Annotated in this window: 12 protein-coding genes; 1 reads left to right on the top strand and 11 read right to left on the bottom strand. The window is 60.4% G+C overall.

What is annotated here, in order from left to right; genetic code table 11:
* Positions 1-38: 38 nt before the first annotated feature.
* The 5 genes from EPO61_14330 to EPO61_14310 form a co-directional block, all read right to left on the bottom strand.
* Positions 39-917: a YicC family protein gene (locus tag EPO61_14330; GenBank protein ID TAJ07143.1), complete on the bottom strand. Its 879-nt coding sequence runs from the start codon at positions 915-917 to the stop codon at positions 39-41.
* A complete protein-coding gene (nth, locus tag EPO61_14325; GenBank protein ID TAJ07438.1) occupies positions 914-1582 on the bottom strand; it encodes an endonuclease III in 669 nt (222 codons plus the stop codon). The genes EPO61_14330 and nth overlap by 4 nt, the downstream gene beginning before the upstream one ends.
* A gap of 50 nt (positions 1583-1632) precedes the next feature.
* Positions 1633-3453: a GTPase HflX gene (gene hflX, locus EPO61_14320; protein ID TAJ07142.1), complete on the bottom strand. Its 1821-nt coding sequence runs from the start codon at positions 3451-3453 to the stop codon at positions 1633-1635.
* Positions 3348-4433 (bottom strand): tRNA (adenosine(37)-N6)-threonylcarbamoyltransferase complex transferase subunit TsaD, encoded by a 1086-nt coding sequence (tsaD, locus tag EPO61_14315; GenBank protein ID TAJ07141.1) that lies wholly within the window; start codon positions 4431-4433, stop codon positions 3348-3350. The genes hflX and tsaD overlap by 106 nt, the downstream gene beginning before the upstream one ends.
* A 219-nt stretch (positions 4434-4652) precedes the next feature.
* Positions 4653-7079, bottom strand: coding sequence for an ATP-dependent Clp protease ATP-binding subunit (locus EPO61_14310; GenBank protein ID TAJ07140.1), 2427 nt, complete (start codon positions 7077-7079; stop codon positions 4653-4655).
* A gap of 324 nt (positions 7080-7403) precedes the next feature.
* Here EPO61_14310 and EPO61_14305 point away from each other — a divergent pair, with 324 nt between their 5' ends.
* Positions 7404-8258: an NAD(+) kinase gene (locus EPO61_14305; GenBank protein TAJ07139.1), complete on the top strand. Its 855-nt coding sequence runs from the start codon at positions 7404-7406 to the stop codon at positions 8256-8258.
* Here EPO61_14305 and EPO61_14300 read toward each other — a convergent pair.
* From EPO61_14300 to EPO61_14275, 6 genes are all read right to left on the bottom strand, one after another.
* Positions 8255-9679, bottom strand: a complete 1425-nt coding sequence (locus EPO61_14300) for a hypothetical protein (GenBank protein TAJ07138.1) — start codon at positions 9677-9679, stop codon at positions 8255-8257. The two genes, EPO61_14305 and EPO61_14300, sit on opposite strands and share 4 nt — an antisense overlap.
* 221 nt (positions 9680-9900) lie before the next feature.
* A complete protein-coding gene (locus tag EPO61_14295) occupies positions 9901-10257 on the bottom strand; it encodes a hypothetical protein (protein ID TAJ07137.1) in 357 nt (118 codons plus the stop codon).
* 89 nt (positions 10258-10346) lie between these two features.
* Positions 10347-12890, bottom strand: a complete 2544-nt coding sequence (locus EPO61_14290; protein TAJ07136.1) for a DNA internalization-related competence protein ComEC/Rec2 — start codon at positions 12888-12890, stop codon at positions 10347-10349.
* Positions 12891-12967: 77 nt separating this feature from the next.
* Positions 12968-14317 (bottom strand): phosphoglucosamine mutase, encoded by a 1350-nt coding sequence (locus EPO61_14285; protein ID TAJ07135.1) that lies wholly within the window; start codon positions 14315-14317, stop codon positions 12968-12970.
* A 43-nt stretch (positions 14318-14360) separates the two neighbouring features.
* Positions 14361-15260: a dihydropteroate synthase gene (folP, locus tag EPO61_14280; protein TAJ07134.1), complete on the bottom strand. Its 900-nt coding sequence runs from the start codon at positions 15258-15260 to the stop codon at positions 14361-14363.
* Positions 15261-15382: 122 nt separating this feature from the next.
* Positions 15383-17197: an ATP-dependent metallopeptidase FtsH/Yme1/Tma family protein gene (locus EPO61_14275; protein TAJ07133.1), complete on the bottom strand. Its 1815-nt coding sequence runs from the start codon at positions 17195-17197 to the stop codon at positions 15383-15385.
* Between the last annotated feature and the right edge of the window lie 53 nt (positions 17198-17250).

Genomic DNA, 17250 nt, shown 5'->3' with positions numbered 1-17250 from the left:
GGCATGTGTAATAGTGGTCGATCGGCGCCTCAGCAAGGCTACTCGATGTTCTGGACTTGCTCCCGGATCTTTTCCATCTCACTCTTCAGCCGAACCACGTGCCCGGCAATCTCGGCGTCGTTGGCCTTGGACCCGACGGTATTCACTTCCCGGCCCATCTCCTGAAGGAGAAAATCCAGCGTTCGGCCCACGGGCTCCCGGCTGGTGAGGGTTGCTTCAAACTGCGCAACATGTGATCCGAGCCTGGTCAACTCCTCGGTGACATCGCAGCGGTCGGCGTAGAGGGCCAGTTCCTGAGCCATGCGGTTCGGATCAAGTTGCTCCGTCCCGCTCAGCTGCGCAATTCTGGTCTGCATGCGCTCGAAGTGCCCGCGCACCGAGTCAGGGGCGCGGGCTTCGATGGCCTGGGCGATTCTGCGGACCAGCTTCAGCCGCTGCGCGATATCCTGCGCCAGCGTACGCCCTTCTCGTCGGCGCATGCCGTCAAGATCGGTCAGGGCTCCCGTTATCAGCCGGGATACCTTTTGTCCCAGACGCCGGTCGTCCAGGGGCGCTTCGGAGAGCACGAAGATCTCACGGAAGCCGGCCAGCAAGGCCAGATCCACCTGGCCGCTTACGCGGAGGCCCGTCTTGATGGCTTGCAACCCTGCATAGTACTGTTTGGCGAGAGAGCGGTCAAGGCTCACCTGCTTCTCCCCCTCCACCCTGCCGAAGAGGGACACGGTCGCTTCGATCCGTCCTCGCTGGCATCGGGACTGAATGGTCCGTTTCAGACCCTCTTCCAAGGCCGACAGGCCCTTCGGCAAACGGATGAAAATTTCACAATGGCGATGGTTGACGGAGCGGATCTCCACGGCCACCGATCCTCCGGGCCAGGCGGCTTCGCGTCGGCCGTATCCCGTCATGCTTTTGATCATCGTGCGGCCTTTCCGGTCCAGTCGCAGAGGCTGTAGATCGCGCAATGCGCGCAGCGGGGGGCCCTTGCCAGACACACATAGCGTCCGTGCAACAGGAGTCGCTGGGAACCTTTGGTCCAGAGGGATGGAGGGATCAGTTGCTGCAAGGCGGTTTCAATTTTTTCCGGATTCGTGCTGGACGCCAACCGCAAACGAGTCGCGACGCGTTTGACGTGGGTGTCCACCACGACGGCCGGTTTGCCGAAGCAGGCGCCGAGGATGACGTTGGCGGTTTTCCTGCCGACTCCGGCCAGGCTGGTCAGTTCCTCCATGCTGGCGGGGACCTGTCCGCCAAAACGGGCCGTGAGCGCCTTTGCGCAGGCGACGATGTTGCGGGCTTTGCTCTTGAAGAAGCCGGTGGGCCGGATGAGTGTTTCCAACTCCGTGTGGTCGGCCTGGGCATAGTCTTCTGCCTGCCGATAGCGGGCGAACAACTGCGGCGTGACTTGATTGACCCGCCGATCCGTGCACTGAGCCGACAGGATGGTCGCGATGAGCAGCTCCAGCGGACTTCGGTGAGACAGTTCCACCTGCACCTCGGGCAGCGTGCCCTCGAGTCGATCGAGAATGCGCGCGGCTCGCCGTTTGGCTGCCGGAGTCGGTCCGCCATTGATCCCGGGCGTCATGCGCCGGGCCGGTCGTCCGCCTCTCTTCCGGCGGTCGGAGGCAGCGGAAATCATGGGCGGTGCTCCCGGCTTGCGCTCAGGGCAGCCAAGGAAGGTGCCGTCTGTGGTACCGGGTGTAGTGGCGTGAGCCTTGCTCGCATGGTCTGGGCCAGACGGTCGACCAGTGGTGTCAGGCTTGACGACTGCAGGGCCGAGATGCCGATTGCTCCGTACCGTCGGCATAAGACGTCCGCCTCATGGCCGGGCAGGCGGTCGCATTTGTTGAAGACCAGTATGTGCGGAATGTGATCGAGGTCGAGCTGGGCGAGGATGTCGTCGACCGCTTTGATCTGGGCGGAGGGATCTTTGGCACTGGCATCGACGAGGTGCAGGAGGAGGTCCGCGTCCCGGAGCTCCTCCAGCGTGGTGCGGAATGCGCCCACGAGGGCTTGGGGAAGGTCGCGGATGAAGCCCACCGTATCGGTGATGATCACCTCCTGTTCGTGGGGGAACCGGAGGCGTCGGCTGGACGTGTCCAGCGTTTCGAAGGGCCGGTCCTGGGCCGGAACGGTGCTGTCGGTGAGCGCGTTCAGCAAGGTCGATTTCCCGGCGTTCGTGTATCCCACGATGGAGATGATGGGAATCATGTGGCGGACTCGCCGCGCCCGTCGCTGGTCCCGATGGCGGGTCAGATGCCCAAGTTCCCGTTCCAAGTGGCCGATGCGATCACGGACTCGGCGCCGATCCGTCTCCAGTTTGGTCTCGCCGGGTCCCCTTCCCCCGATGCCTCCCCCGAGGCGCGACAGCGCCGTGCTTTTCCCGGAGAGGCGCGGCAACAGGTACCGGAGTTGCGCCAGTTCGACTTGCACTTTGCCCTCACGGCTGTGGGCTCGGCGGGCGAAGATGTCCAGGATGAGTTGTGTGCGGTCGATGACTTTCATTTCCGTCAGGTCCGCGATCGCCCGCACCTGGGCCGGGGCGAGGTCTTGATCGAAAATCAACAAGTCCGCGCTTTGATGGAGCGCCATGATCACGACATCCTTCAGTTTGCCGCTCCCTAATAAGTATTTCGGATGGATCTCCGGGGTCCGTTGGACGACGGTCCCCAGTACGGTCATGCCGTCGGACCGGACCAGTTCGGCCAGTTCTTCCAGGCGCTCTTCCTGATCGGCTCTGGACTGCTTGGAGGCGCTGATCAGAATGGCGGTTTCATGGCCGGCTTTGACCTCGTGGCTGGCTTTGCCGCGGGCCAGCTCGGCCTCCAACGCCTCCACGAATTTTTGACAGTCCAATTCGAAGGCATAAAAGGGCGTTGCCGGCATGATGTCGCAGACACGGCCTTGGGGATTCGGGGGCAGAAGATGGGCGACCTGCACGTCGGCCGGCAATCCGTTGGCCCCAACACCGATCGCGGCGATCAGGTCCAGTCGCAGCAAGGCTAGGTCGGTGACGTCGTCCTGGCTGAGCGGCTCGTTGTGCAGATGCGTGTGGATCAGCCGCACGCCGCGCAGCAGCCGATTTCCCAGACGCAGACGGGAGAGGTCGTTGAGCACCAGCTCGTGCCCGTTTCCGACGATCACCTGCTCGATCAGGCCGCGCCGGTTGATCAGCAGGCCGAGTTGGCAGCGCAGTTCCTGGGACAGCTCGGTGCAGGCCCGTGCCAATTCGTTGCTGATGAGTTTGTCCACCGGGACTCGCCGACGGTACAGGTGCTCCAGCTGCAGGATCTGGCTGGCTTTGAGATTGTTGATGTTGCCCAAAACGGTGGGAATCTGAAACCTCCCGATCAGGCCGGTTGCGTGAAGGGTTTGCCACGCTTGCCGGATGCGCCACGGGCCCGGAGACGGGACACGGCGGGAAAAGCCAGCCCTGCCTCCGCTTCCATTTCCCATGATGCGACATGGCCTCGTCGATAGGCCCGCAGCCCGGCGGCGGCGATCATTGCCGCATTATCGGTGCAATAGACCGGGTCAGGCAGCGCCAGAAGGACTCCGTCTGCTTGTGCGCGCTGGACAAGGCGGGTCCGCAGCCGGCTGTTTGCGGAGACCCCGCCGACTACCGCCACGGTCTTGACGCCGCACCGGTAGGCGGCATCGAAGGTCTTGGTCACGAGCACATCCACGATGGCCTCCTGGAACCCCGCCGCGATATCCGCGACGGGCCTGGGATGGCCGGCTCGATCGAGGTCCCTGAGGTAATACCGGAGCGAAGTCTTGAGGCCGCTGAAGCTGAAATCCAGGTTCCCGGGTTTCGCGTACGGCCTCGGAAACCGTACGGCCTTTGTATTGCCGGAACGAGCCGCCCGATCGATAGCCGGGCCGCCAGGAAACCCGAGGGCCAACATCGCCGCGGCTTTATCAAAGGCTTCGCCTGCGGCATCATCCAATGTGTGCCCCAATAATTCAAACCGGTCGTCCGATTCAGCCAGGTACAGGTGGGTGTGGCCGCCTGAAACGACCAAGACCACGCAGGGAAAGGGAATGTCAGGCCGATTGATCCAGGCCGAAGCCACATGGCCTTCCAGATGGTGGACGCCGATCAGGGGAATTTGTAAGGCATAGGCCAAGGCTTTGCCGTAACTCACTCCCACTAACAATGCTCCGGCGAGGCCGGGGCCGCGCGTGGTGGCAACGGCATGAATGTCCGTCCAGCCGAGGCGGGCTTGCTCTATGGCGGCCTTGACGAGGGGCTCGATGGTTTCGATGTGACGTCTGGCGGCCAGTTCTGGAACCACGCCGCCATACTTGGCATGGACATCATGCTGCGAGGTCAAGACGGAGGAGAGCACTTGGCCCGTTCCTGCAACGACAGCCGCGGCGGTCTCGTCGCACGATGTTTCGATGCCAAGAATGACTGGTGCCGAAGATGTCATGGTCATTAGGGGCACGGCTGCCAACGATGAGGCATCAGCGCAGGCCGCCTGGGGAAGCTTGGGAGCGGCGCGATGAGTCGCGGATCGGGAAACCCCGGGCGGCCCGTTCCAAACGAAACGACCCCCGGGGAAGTTCCCACGAGGGTCGTACAGTCTTTTGTCCATGGCTGAAGAAAATGCTTGTGTCACGCGACGAGGAATGCGCAGAGGTGGATGGAATCACACCTCCGCCATCGCTTCTTCCTCCGTGAAGATGGGCAGGCCGTCCCGAAGAAGAACCTTGATCTTCCGGACATCTTTGAAGCGCCCCTTGATCAGTTCCTCCGACAGCGGATCGCCGATATTCTTCTGGATCGCGCGCCGCATCGGTCTGGCTCCGTACAGGGGCTGGTACCCTTCCTGGATAAGCCAATGCTTGACGTCGTCGCCGACCTCCAATTGGACGCCGCGTTCCAGGAGACGGCCGTTGAGCTCCTTGATCAGGATATCCACGATGGTGACCAAATGTTCCTTCTCGAGCTGGTGGAAGACGACAACTTCGTCGATGCGGTTCAAGAACTCCGGACTGAATGAGCGGCGCAACTCGGCCAGAACCTCGTCTTTGATGCGCCGATTCTGCTCCGCTTCGGCTCGTTGGAATCCGAGCGCCACCCCTTTTTGGATCAGCTTAGTCCCGAGGTTCGACGTCATGATCACGACTGTATTCTTGAAATCCACTTTGCGGCCCAAACTGTCGGTCAGAACGCCATCGTCGAGGACCTGCAATAGCAGGTTGAAGATATCGGGATGCGCTTTTTCGATCTCGTCGAATAGCACGACTGAATAGGGCCGTCGGCGCACACGCTCGGTCAACTGGCCCCCTTCTTCATAACCGACATAGCCCGGAGGGGCGCCGAAGAGCCGTGAGCTGGTGAACTTCTCCTGGTATTCCGACATGTCGATACGAACCAGGGCGTCTTCGGAATTGAACAGAAATTCAGCCAGAGCCCGTGCGAGTTCCGTCTTGCCGACGCCGGTGGGACCCAGGAAGATGAACGAGCCGATGGGCTTCTTGGTTTCCTTCAGGCCGGCCCGCGACCGACGGATGGCGCGGCATACGGCTGAAATGGCTTCTTCCTGTCCCACAATGCGTTTGTGGAGGTAGTCCTCCATGTGGAGCAGTTTGCTGGATTCTTCCTCTTCCAACTTGAACAGAGGGATGCCGGTCATCTTCGATACGACGTAGGCGACGTCGTCTTTGGTGATGACAGGCTTGTTCTTCTCCTGGTTTTTCTTCCACTCGCGCTTGGATTCGTCCAGCAGCTTGCGGAGCCGCTCTTCTTCCTCCCGGAACTTGACGGCCTCTTCGAAGTTCTGGAGCGAAATCGCCAGCTCTTTCTCGCGCGAAACCTTTTTCAGCTCTTGCTCCAAGGCTTTGAGTTCTCCGGGCAGAGCGTAGGTTTGAAGCTTCGCGCGCGAGCCGGTCTCGTCGATCAGGTCGATCGCCTTGTCCGGCAGGAAACGGTCCGTGATGTATCGGTCGGACAGTTTGACCGCCTCGGTGATGGCCTCTTCGGTGATCTCCACGCCATGGTGTTCTTCATAACGGTCGCGCAGCCCCTGAATGATGCGGATGGTTTCGTCGATCGAAGGGGGCTGCACATAGATCGGCTGAAAACGCCGCTTGAGGGCGCCGTCTTTTTCAATATGCTTGCGGTATTCGTCCAGCGTGGTGGCGCCGATGCACTGAATTTCCCCGCGTGAGAGGGCCGGCTTCAGCATGTTGGAGGCATCGATTGAGCCTTCTGCGGCGCCCGCTCCGACCAGGGTGTGCAACTCATCGATGAAGATGATGATGTTGCCGGCCTGGACGATCTCCTTCATGACCACCTTCAATCGCTCTTCGAACTGGCCGCGGTACTTGGTGCCGGCGACTAGGGACCCAAGGTCCAAGGCGATGACGCGCCGCGACAACAAATTGTCCGGCACCTCCGACATCACGATCCGTTGGGCGAGACCTTCCACGATGGCGGTCTTGCCCACGCCCGACTCCCCGATCAGGACCGGATTGTTCTTGGTGCGGCGGCTCAAAATCTGGAGGACGCGTTCGATCTCGTCGGCGCGGCCGATCACAGGATCGAGTTGGCCGTCCTGGGCCAACTGGGTGAGGTCCCGGCCGAACTCGTCCAGCGCCGGCGTGTTGCTCTTGCGATCCCGTTCGCGCGGAGCGGACTTTCGAAGGAAAGTGACCGTCAGTTGCCGGGCTGTCAGGAGATTTGCGCCCAGACTCCGAAGGATCTTGCCGCCGATCCCCTCCTCTTCACGGAGCAGGCCGAGCAGGAGATGTTCGCTGCCGATGTGGTTATGCCCGAGCAGGCGGGCCTCTTCGACTCCGTACTCGATGACTTTCTTGACGCGCGGGCTGAACGGAATTTCTCCGAAGGTCATGGTCGTGCCGCCTCCGGGCAGATTCCGCTCGATCTCAAGGCGGATTTGTTCCGTGGATAGCCCCATCTTCTTGATGATCATGAGGGCGATCCCATCGGACTCACGGAGGATGGCCAAGACCAGGTGCTCGGTGCCGAGATAGTCGTTCTGGTGGCGCTCAGCTTCTTCCCTGGCCAGGATGATGATCTTGCGACCCTTGTCCGTGAATCGTTCGAACATCCTTCCTCCTTCTGGTTGTCGACAGAGGTTGTCGATCCGGAGCGGGCGGTGAAACGCGGGAACCCTTTAGAAACTTGCTGTAATTCTATAAGCAGGTGGCTGTCCTGTCAAGCCCTGACGCGAGAACCAGATGCGATTGTGAGAGGAGTCGGTGCGAATTGGCGGTGCGATTTCGGAGTGGAGAGTCTTCCCCGGCCTTTTTTGTGGGCCGTTGAGGTGCGTTGACAACCGTTAGGGCTCCCGATACAATCCTGGCCGCTCCTCGATATATGCTCACCTGCCGCTGCTGAAGAAGGGTGCATGGCCCATAGCGCCCGGAGATCCATGAAAACGATCGGCATTCTCACCAAACCGAAGTTTCCCGATGTCAGGCACATTCTCAAGGATCTGGTGGCCTGGCTGAGAGAACGGGACAAGGACGTTGTGCTTGACGGCAAGACTGCGTCCTTGATCGGCGAGCACAGCACCGCCAAGAAAACCCAGATTGCCGCCAGGGCCGATATGGTGTTGGTGTTGGGGGGCGACGGGACGATGCTGAACGCTGCCCGTTTAGTCGAGGAAACGGGCGTGCCGATCCTCGGCGTCAATATGGGCGGGCTTGGCTTTCTGACCGAAGTGACGCTCGATCAGCTATTCCCGACGATCGAGCGCGTGTTTGCCGGCGAGTTCACGCTGGAAGATCGGCTCATGCTGCGGGCCGAGATCCATCGCCATGGAGAGCACGTGGCGCAGGCCACGGTGCTTAACGATGTGGTGGTGAGCAAGGGGACTTTGGCCCGCATGATCGAGGTGCAAATCGCCATCGACGGTCGGTTTGTGACCAGCTTGCGGGGGGATGGCGTGATCGTCTCGACGCCGACGGGGTCCACCGCCTACTCGCTGTCCGCCGGAGGGCCTATTATTGCCCCCTCGGTCCAAGCTCTGATCCTGACCCCCATCTGTCCCCACACCTTGACCCATCGCCCGCTTTTGATCCCCAGTAATGCGGTGCTGGAAGTGACGCTCACCAGCAAGGATGAAGGAGCCATGACCACTTTCGATGGACAAGTCGGGGTGGCCATCACGCAGGGGGACACGGTTGCCGTCGGCGCTTCGAAGCACGCCACGCGCCTCATCCGGTTTTCGGACCGGACCTATTACGATGTCCTGCGAAGAAAGCTGAAGTGGGGGGATGGTTAGGATCTGGCGGAAGATCCGGTCCGCTCGAGCCGGCGCTGTATCTGCGCCAGCATCTCCTGGTTGGATCCAAACTTAAACTCGCCGATGCAGTCGTTGGAGGAACCGTGTTCCTGCTCGGCTGCTTCCAGGGCGCGGAGGCCGGCCAAGTCGATCGCCTCCACCTTCCGATCCTTGAGCGTCGTCTTGATACGGTCGAGGGCCTTGTTGACCGCGGGTCGTGCTTGCGGCGTCCGCTCGGCCAAGTACCGGGTGACCACCTCGGCGCACCACTCCCCGTCCCGCTTCGCCACCCCCACCAGCCCCTCGCTTGCCTTGCGGGCCCAGCCGGTCAGGAACACTCCATCAAGAACCTTTCCGGTAGCTTCATTGTAAGCCTGAAAGAGGGCATCGTCCGGTTCGTTTGCGGTTGAGGCCGGGTTGGTGAGAAACAATCCGTTCTTGTATGGGAGGCCAACCGTATCGTCCACCCGGTCTCCGACGGCGAACACGACACTGTCACAGGGAAACTCGTAGTACTGCTTCAGGCCGACGGCGGAGAAGTCAGTTCCCTTCGGTTCGAGCTTCGTTTCCTCGATTTCGAGGCCGCGCACCCGATTCTGCGCATCCGTCAGGACTCGACGGGGTGAAGCCAGAAAGCGGAAGTTTATCCTGGTGTTGCTCTTGAGCGGCTCACATTTGGTGAATTCGGCGGTCATGCCATTGAGGAGTTCGCCGGGATTCTGACCGGCTGCCTGCAGTCTGGGCGTGATCCGTTCGAACTCTTGAGCCAGGGCCGTCTGGTCGATATTGGCGCAGACGGCACGAATTTCTTTGGGATTGTACTTGCGCTCCGCCGGGCCTCGGCGGGCGATCGCCGTCACGTGCTCGACCTGCTTGTACCGTACGAGCCAATGAGCGATGTCGACCATGACGTCGCCTACGCCGATTACCGCGACCCGGCGGCCCATCTCGAACGGTTTGTCGCCAAACCCAGGCAGCCGGTTGAAATGAAAGACGATATCCTTGGCATGGTGTACGCCGAGGGCCGAATCGCCCTCGACTCCGATGGTCTTGGTACCCTGAGCGCCGCTGGCAAAGATCAAGGCGCTTGCGCCGAAGCTTTTGAGGTCCTCAACTGTCAGGTCTTTGCCGAGCCCCACGGTCACATTGCCGAAGTAATGGATGTTGGGCCGCCCAAGAATCTCCCAGTAGGTTTTCCGCAGCCCGCCCCGCAGCTTCAACTTGTTCGGGAAAATGCCATATTCGGCCAAGCCGCCGAACTTGACGTCGCGGTTGAGGATAACCACTTCATGTCCGGCCTTGGACATCAAATTCGCGACCGACATGCCTGCCGGACCCGCGCCGATGATGATAATGAGATGTGCTGGTGATGATCCCGTCGACCCCATCATATTACTCCGTATCATGCTCCTGTCGGCCATCTGTCTTTGGCCAGAAGTCCATAAATTTTCGCGGACTTTAGCATAGACCCGATAAAATTGTCAAAACCATCGCGACGTGCAAACCGGCCCCCGTTCTGCCTAAAATATCTGCTTCCGATCGTGAGGGACTGGGTTGAAATGGACCGAGTTGTTCCACTTGGTTCTATCGATCGAGGAACGGAAATGAATGAGAGGCTACGGAAGGGGTAGAAACGGAGGGTTCACTTGCCGTACATCTCACGGTACTTCTTCTTTTGATCTTCACTCATCCCGCCGAACGCTTGCTTGGCCTGTTCTCTCTGTTCCGGGCTGAGAGCTTCCAACGTTCCCTTGGCCCCCTTAGTTTTAACCATTTTTTTGATCTGCTCTTTTTCATCCGAGGACAGTTTGCTCGGGTCCTCCACCGCTTTCATCGCCAAGGAAGCGCGGGACATGATCGTTTCAAGCCCCTGAGTTGCGATGGCTGTTCCCAGGGCGACCACTGCACAGAGGCCCACCAAGCCAGCCGCAAACTTCCAGTTTTGCCTGATTTGCTCCCGCAGGGTGCGGCGGCGGGTTCGTATCACAGGTACCGGCATGGATTCTTTATAGGTCAGCCCTGCGGATTTGTCAATGTGAAGGCGGAGGGGCGAGTCTTGCGGGAGCCCCAACGTATGCACCTGGTGCTTTAAGCGCGGCCCATCTGACACCGCAAACGTCCCCAGTTCAACCACTCGTCGTGGAACATCGAGGCGCCAAACCGGATAGGTCTGAATTCGGTCGCACGAGCTCGAGAGAGTTCAAACAAGGGTGAAGACAGGCGGGCCGCGATCGAGACGGCTCCATCCCGGTCGGTTCTGAAAATCCGGCTCCCCTGCTGCTCATACGCCCGGAGTACTGCTTGTGTCGGATGGCCATAGGGGTTGCGGTCTCCGACTGAAATCACTGCGATCTCCGGAGCCACGTGCCGTATCCATTGCTCGTCCAGGGAGCTGTTGGCTCCATGGTGTGGAACTTTCACGATGCGTGCGCTGGCCGAGACGTCAGTCTTGGCCATGCGCGACAAAGTCTGCGCTTCCGCATCGGCGGCGAAGAGGAATGAGTGGGGACCACAAAGCAGCTTCGTGACGACTGATTGATTATTCAGCAGGGTGCCGATATTTGTCGGTGCCGATAGTTGCGGTTGTTCGCCCACCGCCGGGTTGAGCACCGACAGACGACATGTCCCGGTGGCGAGAATTTCCTCTCCCTCGACCGCAATGGACTCGGATAGTCCTTGATGCCGTAAGGCGCGTTGCAGTTCTTGATAGAACAGTTCTTGCCTGGTCAGCCCGTTGCTCCAGTAGTGGCCGACGGGAAAGTGTCGAAGGACGGATGCGAGGCCGCCGATATGGTCGAGTTGGGGGTGTGTGGCGATCACGTGGTCGAGGCGAAAGATGCTCCGGTCCCAGAGGTACGGGGCGACGACGGATCGCCCCATATCCCATGTCTCATGCCGGGTCCCGGCGTCGATGAGAACGGTTTCGCCGTCTGGAAGTTCGATGACCGTGGCGTCTCCCTGGCCCACATCGAGAAACGTCACGCGCAAGGATCCATCCTGCCCCCACATGCGTGGAGACCAGACCCACCATGCAACCAGAATGATTGCGCCTGTAAAACAGATGAGCCGGACCCGGTGATGTGCCGGCAAGCTGATCGCCATGATGAGCAGCCCGTAGAAGAGAACAATTGAGATCAGCGTCGGCGACGCAACGTGCCATTCGGCCCCTGGGAGGCGGGCCAGCATGTGAACGAGATCGGATAAAAAATCCATGCCGGCTTGATTGAGAAATGTTCCTGGAAGCGTCGCATTCCCGGTTGCCGCGACCCACAAGGCTGATCCAAGGCCCAGAGGTACGAGCAGCAGTCCGGCCAGAGGCACCACGACAAGGTTTGCGACGAGGCCCAGCCAGGCCACTTGATTGAAATGGTAGGCGACCAGAGGCAGCGTCGCGAGCGTGATCCCGCCGGTGATCCAGGCATAGGTCGTGAGCCAATCTTCGAGCCGCTTCCGAATAGAGCGCGATGGCGGGAGGTGCTCCCCGCTTTCGTCCGACGGCCTGCGGATTACCAATGCGATGGCCAGCACGGAGCAATACGACAGTTGAAACGAGATGTCATAGAGAGCCCGGGGGTCGTGGAGGGCGATCAAGAAGGCGGCACAGGCAAGGGACAGCAGGAGGTGTTCCTGCCGACCCAGCCAAACGGACAGCAGGAATACCACGATCATGATCCAGGAGCGAACGGTCGCCACTTCCGCGCCGGCCAACAGCGCATAGATTGTGACGGGAATGACCGTACCTAAGGCCGCGATTCGTGTCGATGTGATGTGGCGGGAGAGGCCCAACAGCCACTGTGCGGGCAGGCGGCGGCAGGTGTGCCTGATCAGGAAGAAGGACAGGAGCCCGACCAGACCGAGATGGGAACCGGAGATCGACAGAATGTGCACGGTGCCGGTGGCCATGAAGGCATCCCGGACCTCAGCGGTGAGATAGCCCGGCTGGCCGACGATGATACCCAAGTAGATTCCGCGCGCCGGGTCGCGTAAGGACGCCACCGCCGCGTTCCGGATGCGATCCCGCCATTCGTCGACTGTGCGCCACAGGGCCCATCGCGTCAGGCCGTTCGTTGAGCCCAGCCATCTGACTGCGTCGGGACCGGAAACGGAAGCTGTGGCATCCACTCCATGCCTGATCAGGTAAGTGGCATAGTCGAATCCGCCCGGGTTGACTTGTCCGGAGGGCGGATGGATCCTGGCGGTGAGTGTCACCAGGTCGCCTTGCTTTAGGTCGCGACCAGGCTCTCGCCAGGTGATGCGAAGGGTTCCGTCTCTGTGGCGATCAGCCGGTGCGTTACCCAGTTGGCTGACGGTCAGATGAAACGAGGCACGCCCCGGTGCGTAGTGCACAGGTTCCGTAATCCGCCCTGTGATAGGCAGCGGGGCATTGCCTGCCAGGCGGTGCAGGGATACGGGGGTGCTGAGCCAGGCAAAGACAGTCCAATACAAGAGTCCGACCAGCAGGCCGGCGTAGAGCATGGAGCTATGGCGCGAATGGAGCCAACCGGACCGTTCAAGCCCCACCAGCACAATGGCTGTGAGCAAGAGGAAGCCGATACAGAGGAACGGGGTGAAAGGAAAACCAGAACCGACGAGCAGACCGACCAGGAAGGCGATCGTGATCTGGGCAAGCATGGCAGCGTCACACAATGTTGCCGGCAGGCTGAGTCGAGTGGCGCCAGTCCTGGGCGCGACCGACTGAGCCGGAAACGCTATCCGAGGTGACGTTGGACGACTGCAGAGAGGTCGTCGGCGACGAGGCGGATGAGCGAAGCCTCCTCTCCCTCGACCATGATACGGAGCACCGGTTCCGTGCCGGAGTAACGGACAAGGACGCGTCCGGTCCCGTTCAACGTGGCTTCTCCCGTCCGGATCGCCTGCGTCAACTCTGGGACCCGGTTAAGGTCCGGTTTCCCGTTGACGCGGATGTTCAATAAAATCTGCGGCACAGCCGTCATGCATCGGGCCAGATCCGACAAGGAGCGCCCCGTCCGCTTCATCAGGGCCACGACCTGCAAAGCAGAAATCAGGCCGTCGCCCGTGGTGTTATGGTCCAGAAAGATGAAATGGCCCGATTGCTCGCCGCCGAAATTGTAACCATCCGTGACCATGCGCTCGAGGAGATAACGGTCGCCGACGGCGGTTCTTACCAAGGCGATCCCGGCTTTGGCCAACGCTAACTCCAAACCGAAATTACTCATGACCGTTCCGACGACGGTCTGTCGCTTCAACAGCCCCCGTTCTTGCAGATCCATCGCAATCATGGCCATGACGTGATCGCCGTCGATAATGCGTCCCTGTTCGCATACGAAAATGGCCCGGTCGGCGTCTCCGTCATGGGCGATGCCGATTTGTGCGTGGTGTTCGCGCACCGCTTGCTGGAGCCGCTCGGGATGGACAGCGCCGCACCCGTCGTTGATATTGGTCCCGTCCGGTTCGTCTCCGATGACCCACACGGTGGCGCCCAATTCCCGCAGAACCTTGGGAGAAACCTTGTAGGCGGCGCCATGGGCGCAGTCTACGACGATCCGCAGCCCTTGGAAATCGACGTCCCGCGGCAAGGAGCGCTTGACGAACTCGATATACCGTCCTTCAGCGTCGTCGATCCGGTAGGCTTTCCCGACTTCATCGGCCGTGGGACGCAGGTGCTGGATTTCGTCGGAGGTGATCAGGGCCTCCATCCTCGTCTCCAGCTCATCGGGTAGCTTGAACCCGTCGCTGGAAAAGAATTTGATCCCATTGTCCTGATACGGATTGTGGGATGCGGAGATCACGACGCCGGCGTCCGCCCTCAGGCTTCTGGTCAGAAAGGCGATCGCTGGGGTCGGCATCGGCCCGACCAGCAGCACGTCTACGCCCATGGAACAGATCCCCGACGTCAGGGCTGATTCGAGCATGTAGCCGGAGAGCCGGGTATCTTTGCCGATCACGATCTGATGCCGGCCGGAGCGGCGCTTGAAGAGATAGGCGGCGGCTCGTCCGAGCTTCATCGCCGTCTCGCTTGTCATTGGTTCGAGGTTCGCCACCCCGCGTATCCCGTCTGTGCCGAACAACGTTCTCATGAGGCCTGTCCTCTCGCTTTGCGCGTCTTGCCGGCCGGGATGATTATCGGTACGCTGACAGTGTCTGCGGCTGCATGCCACGGATCGCGTCCACCATCGTGACGACGTCTCGGATTTCGCCGACATCATGGACCCGGACTACTCGTGCGCCGCCCAAGATCGCCATCGTCGACGCGGCTGCCGTCCCCATCACTCGTTGTTCGATCGGACGTCCCAGGAGTTGTCCGATGAAGGCCTTTCGCGATACCCCCACCAGGACGGGGTAACCCAAGGAGACCAATTCTGACATCCGAGCTAACAATGTGAGATTGTGCTGCAAATTCTTGCCAAATCCGATGCCCGGGTCAAGCATGATCTGAGCGGGGCTGATACCGCATTCCAGCGCCGTCCGGACTCGGTCCGCCAAAAACTGGCGGACTTCCGCCACCACGTCATGGTAGGCCGGAGCCTGTTGCATGGTCAGCGGGGTGCCCTGTCTGTGCATGAGCACAAGACCGGCGCCGGATTCGGCGACGACTGTGCCCATGCGGGAGTCGTTTCGCAATGCGCTGATGTCATTGATGATGGCGGCCCCCGCTTCCAGGGCCAGCCTGGCGACCGATGCTTTCGATGTATCGACGGAAACCGGCACGGTGATTCGGCGGCAGACCTCTCTCACGACAGGGATGAGCCGACGGATTTCCTCCGGCTCGTCCACCGGTTCTGCCCCGGGCCTCGTGGATTCGGCGCCGATGTCGATCATGTCCGCTCCCGCCTCGACCATGTCGAGAACGTGGGCAACGGCCGCATCAGGGGCGAGGAATCGGCCTCCGTCCGAGAAGGAATCAGGGGTGACGTTCAAGATTCCCATCAAATGGACCCGGCGCTGAAGGGGAAGGAAATATTCACGAGCCTTCAAGTGGCCTGGCTGGGAAGGTGGCTTGGCGACGATCGGAAGGGGCATGGGCCGTATCCTCTGAGGAGGACCTAAGTCAGAATCGTTCCTGCGAGGCGGACGGGACAAGGCAGGAGCTGCCGTAGTTCATGATCCCAGGACAACATAGACCATGGGGACCTCATTTGAGTTCAGGCTGGCATGGTCTGGGGTAGCGAGCCCTGTTGAATGATCTGGTCGATTTCCGGCGCGTCGAGCACTTCCTTTTCGAGGAGTGCTTCGGCGAGGGCTTTGAGGGTTCCCATGTGCTCAGTCAACATCCGTTTGGTCCGCTCGTAATTTTCGGTGACCAGGCGTTTGACTTCGTGGTCGATCTCGAGTGCGACCTGTTCGCTGAAGTCGCGGCGGGTGGCGATTTCGCGACCCAGGAAAATTTCCTCTTCTTTCTTGCCGAAGGTCAGCGGGCCCAACTTCTCGCTCATGCCCCACTCGCACACCATCTTGCGCGCCAAGTCTGTAGCTCGTTCGATGTCGTTCCCAGCCCCTGTCGTGATATGGTGTAAGACCAGTTCCTCCGCCACCCGTCCTCCCAGCAAAATGGCGAGGTTGTTGTAGAGGAATTCCTTGGAGTAGTTGTGCCGGTCGTCGGTCGGTAACTGCATGGTCATGCCGAGGGCCCGTCCGCGCGGAATGATGGTGACCTTGTGCACGGGGTCCGTACCCGGAAGAAGCTTGGCCATGAGCGCATGGCCGGCCTCGTGGTAAGCGGTGACGCGTTTCTCTTCGTCGCTCAAGACCATGCTCTTGCGTTCGGCGCCCATCAATACCTTGTCTTTGGCCGTCTCAAAGTCCACCAATTCCACGACTTTTTTGTTCTGGCGTGCTGCCCACAAGGCGGCTTCGTTGACGAGATTTTCGAGGTCCGCTCCTGAGAAGCCGGGGGTGCCGCGCGCAATCTTCTCCAGTTCCACATCCGGGGCCACCGGCACCTTCTTGGTGTGGACCTTGAGAATTTCGGTCCGCCCGCGCAAATCCGGGCGATTGACTACGATCTGACGGTCGAAGCGTCCGGGACGCAACAGAGCCGGATCCAACACGTCCGGTCTGTTCGTGGCGGCAATCAGGATCACCCCTTCGGTGGTGTCGAATCCGTCCATTTCCACGAGCAGCTGGTTCAGAGTCTGCTCTCGCTCATCGTGGCCTCCACCCAGGCCCGCTCCCCGGAGCCGGCCCACGGCATCGATTTCGTCGATGAAGATGATGCAAGGCGCATGCTTCTTCCCCTGTTCGAAGAGGTCGCGAACCCGCGATGCGCCGACGCCGACGAACATCTCCACGAAGTCGGACCCGCTGATGCTGAAGAAGGGCACCCCGGCTTCTCCGGCGATGGCCTTGGCCAGGAGGGTCTTGCCCGTACCGGGAGGGCCGACGATCAAGACACCTTTGGGGATGCGTCCCCCCAGTTTCTGAAACTTGCGCGGATCCTTGAGGAATTCAATAATCTCGGCCACTTCCTCCTTGGCTTCGTCAATACCGGCTACGTCCGAGAAGGTAATCTTCTTACGTTCTTCAGTCAGCATCCTGGCCCGACTCTTGCCGAATGATAGGGCCTTGTTGCCCCCGATCTGCATCTGCCGCATAAGGAAGAACCAAAGCCCCAGAAACAGGATGAATGGGCCCCAGGTGACGAGAAACGTGATGTACCAGGGGTTTTCGTCCGGCGGCTTAACCTCGATTTGCACGTTCCGTTCCCGTAGAACCTTCACCATGTCCGGGTAGTCGGCCGAATAGGTGCGAATCCGCGTACCGTCCTTGAGAATGGCGCTGATATGGTTCGCCTTGATGATCACCTTTGTGATCTCGCCTTTATCGAGTTGGGCCATGAAATCGCTGAAGATGACATCCTCTTCCGGCGCATGGGTGGGCACGCTGAACAAGTTGAACAGCAGGATCATGAACAGACCCACCACGACCCAGAACAGTAAATTTTTCACCCGAGAATTCATTACTCCTCCTCAGCCTGCACACCAGCCGGGGCAAGGAATCAAACCGACTGCGA

It is taken from the genome of Nitrospirota bacterium, assembly GCA_004296885.1.
Taxonomy (GTDB): domain Bacteria; phylum Nitrospirota; class Nitrospiria; order Nitrospirales; family Nitrospiraceae; genus SYGV01.
The sequence above is the reverse complement of the archived record's forward strand: the minus strand, read 5'-3'. Positions and strand labels throughout refer to the sequence as shown.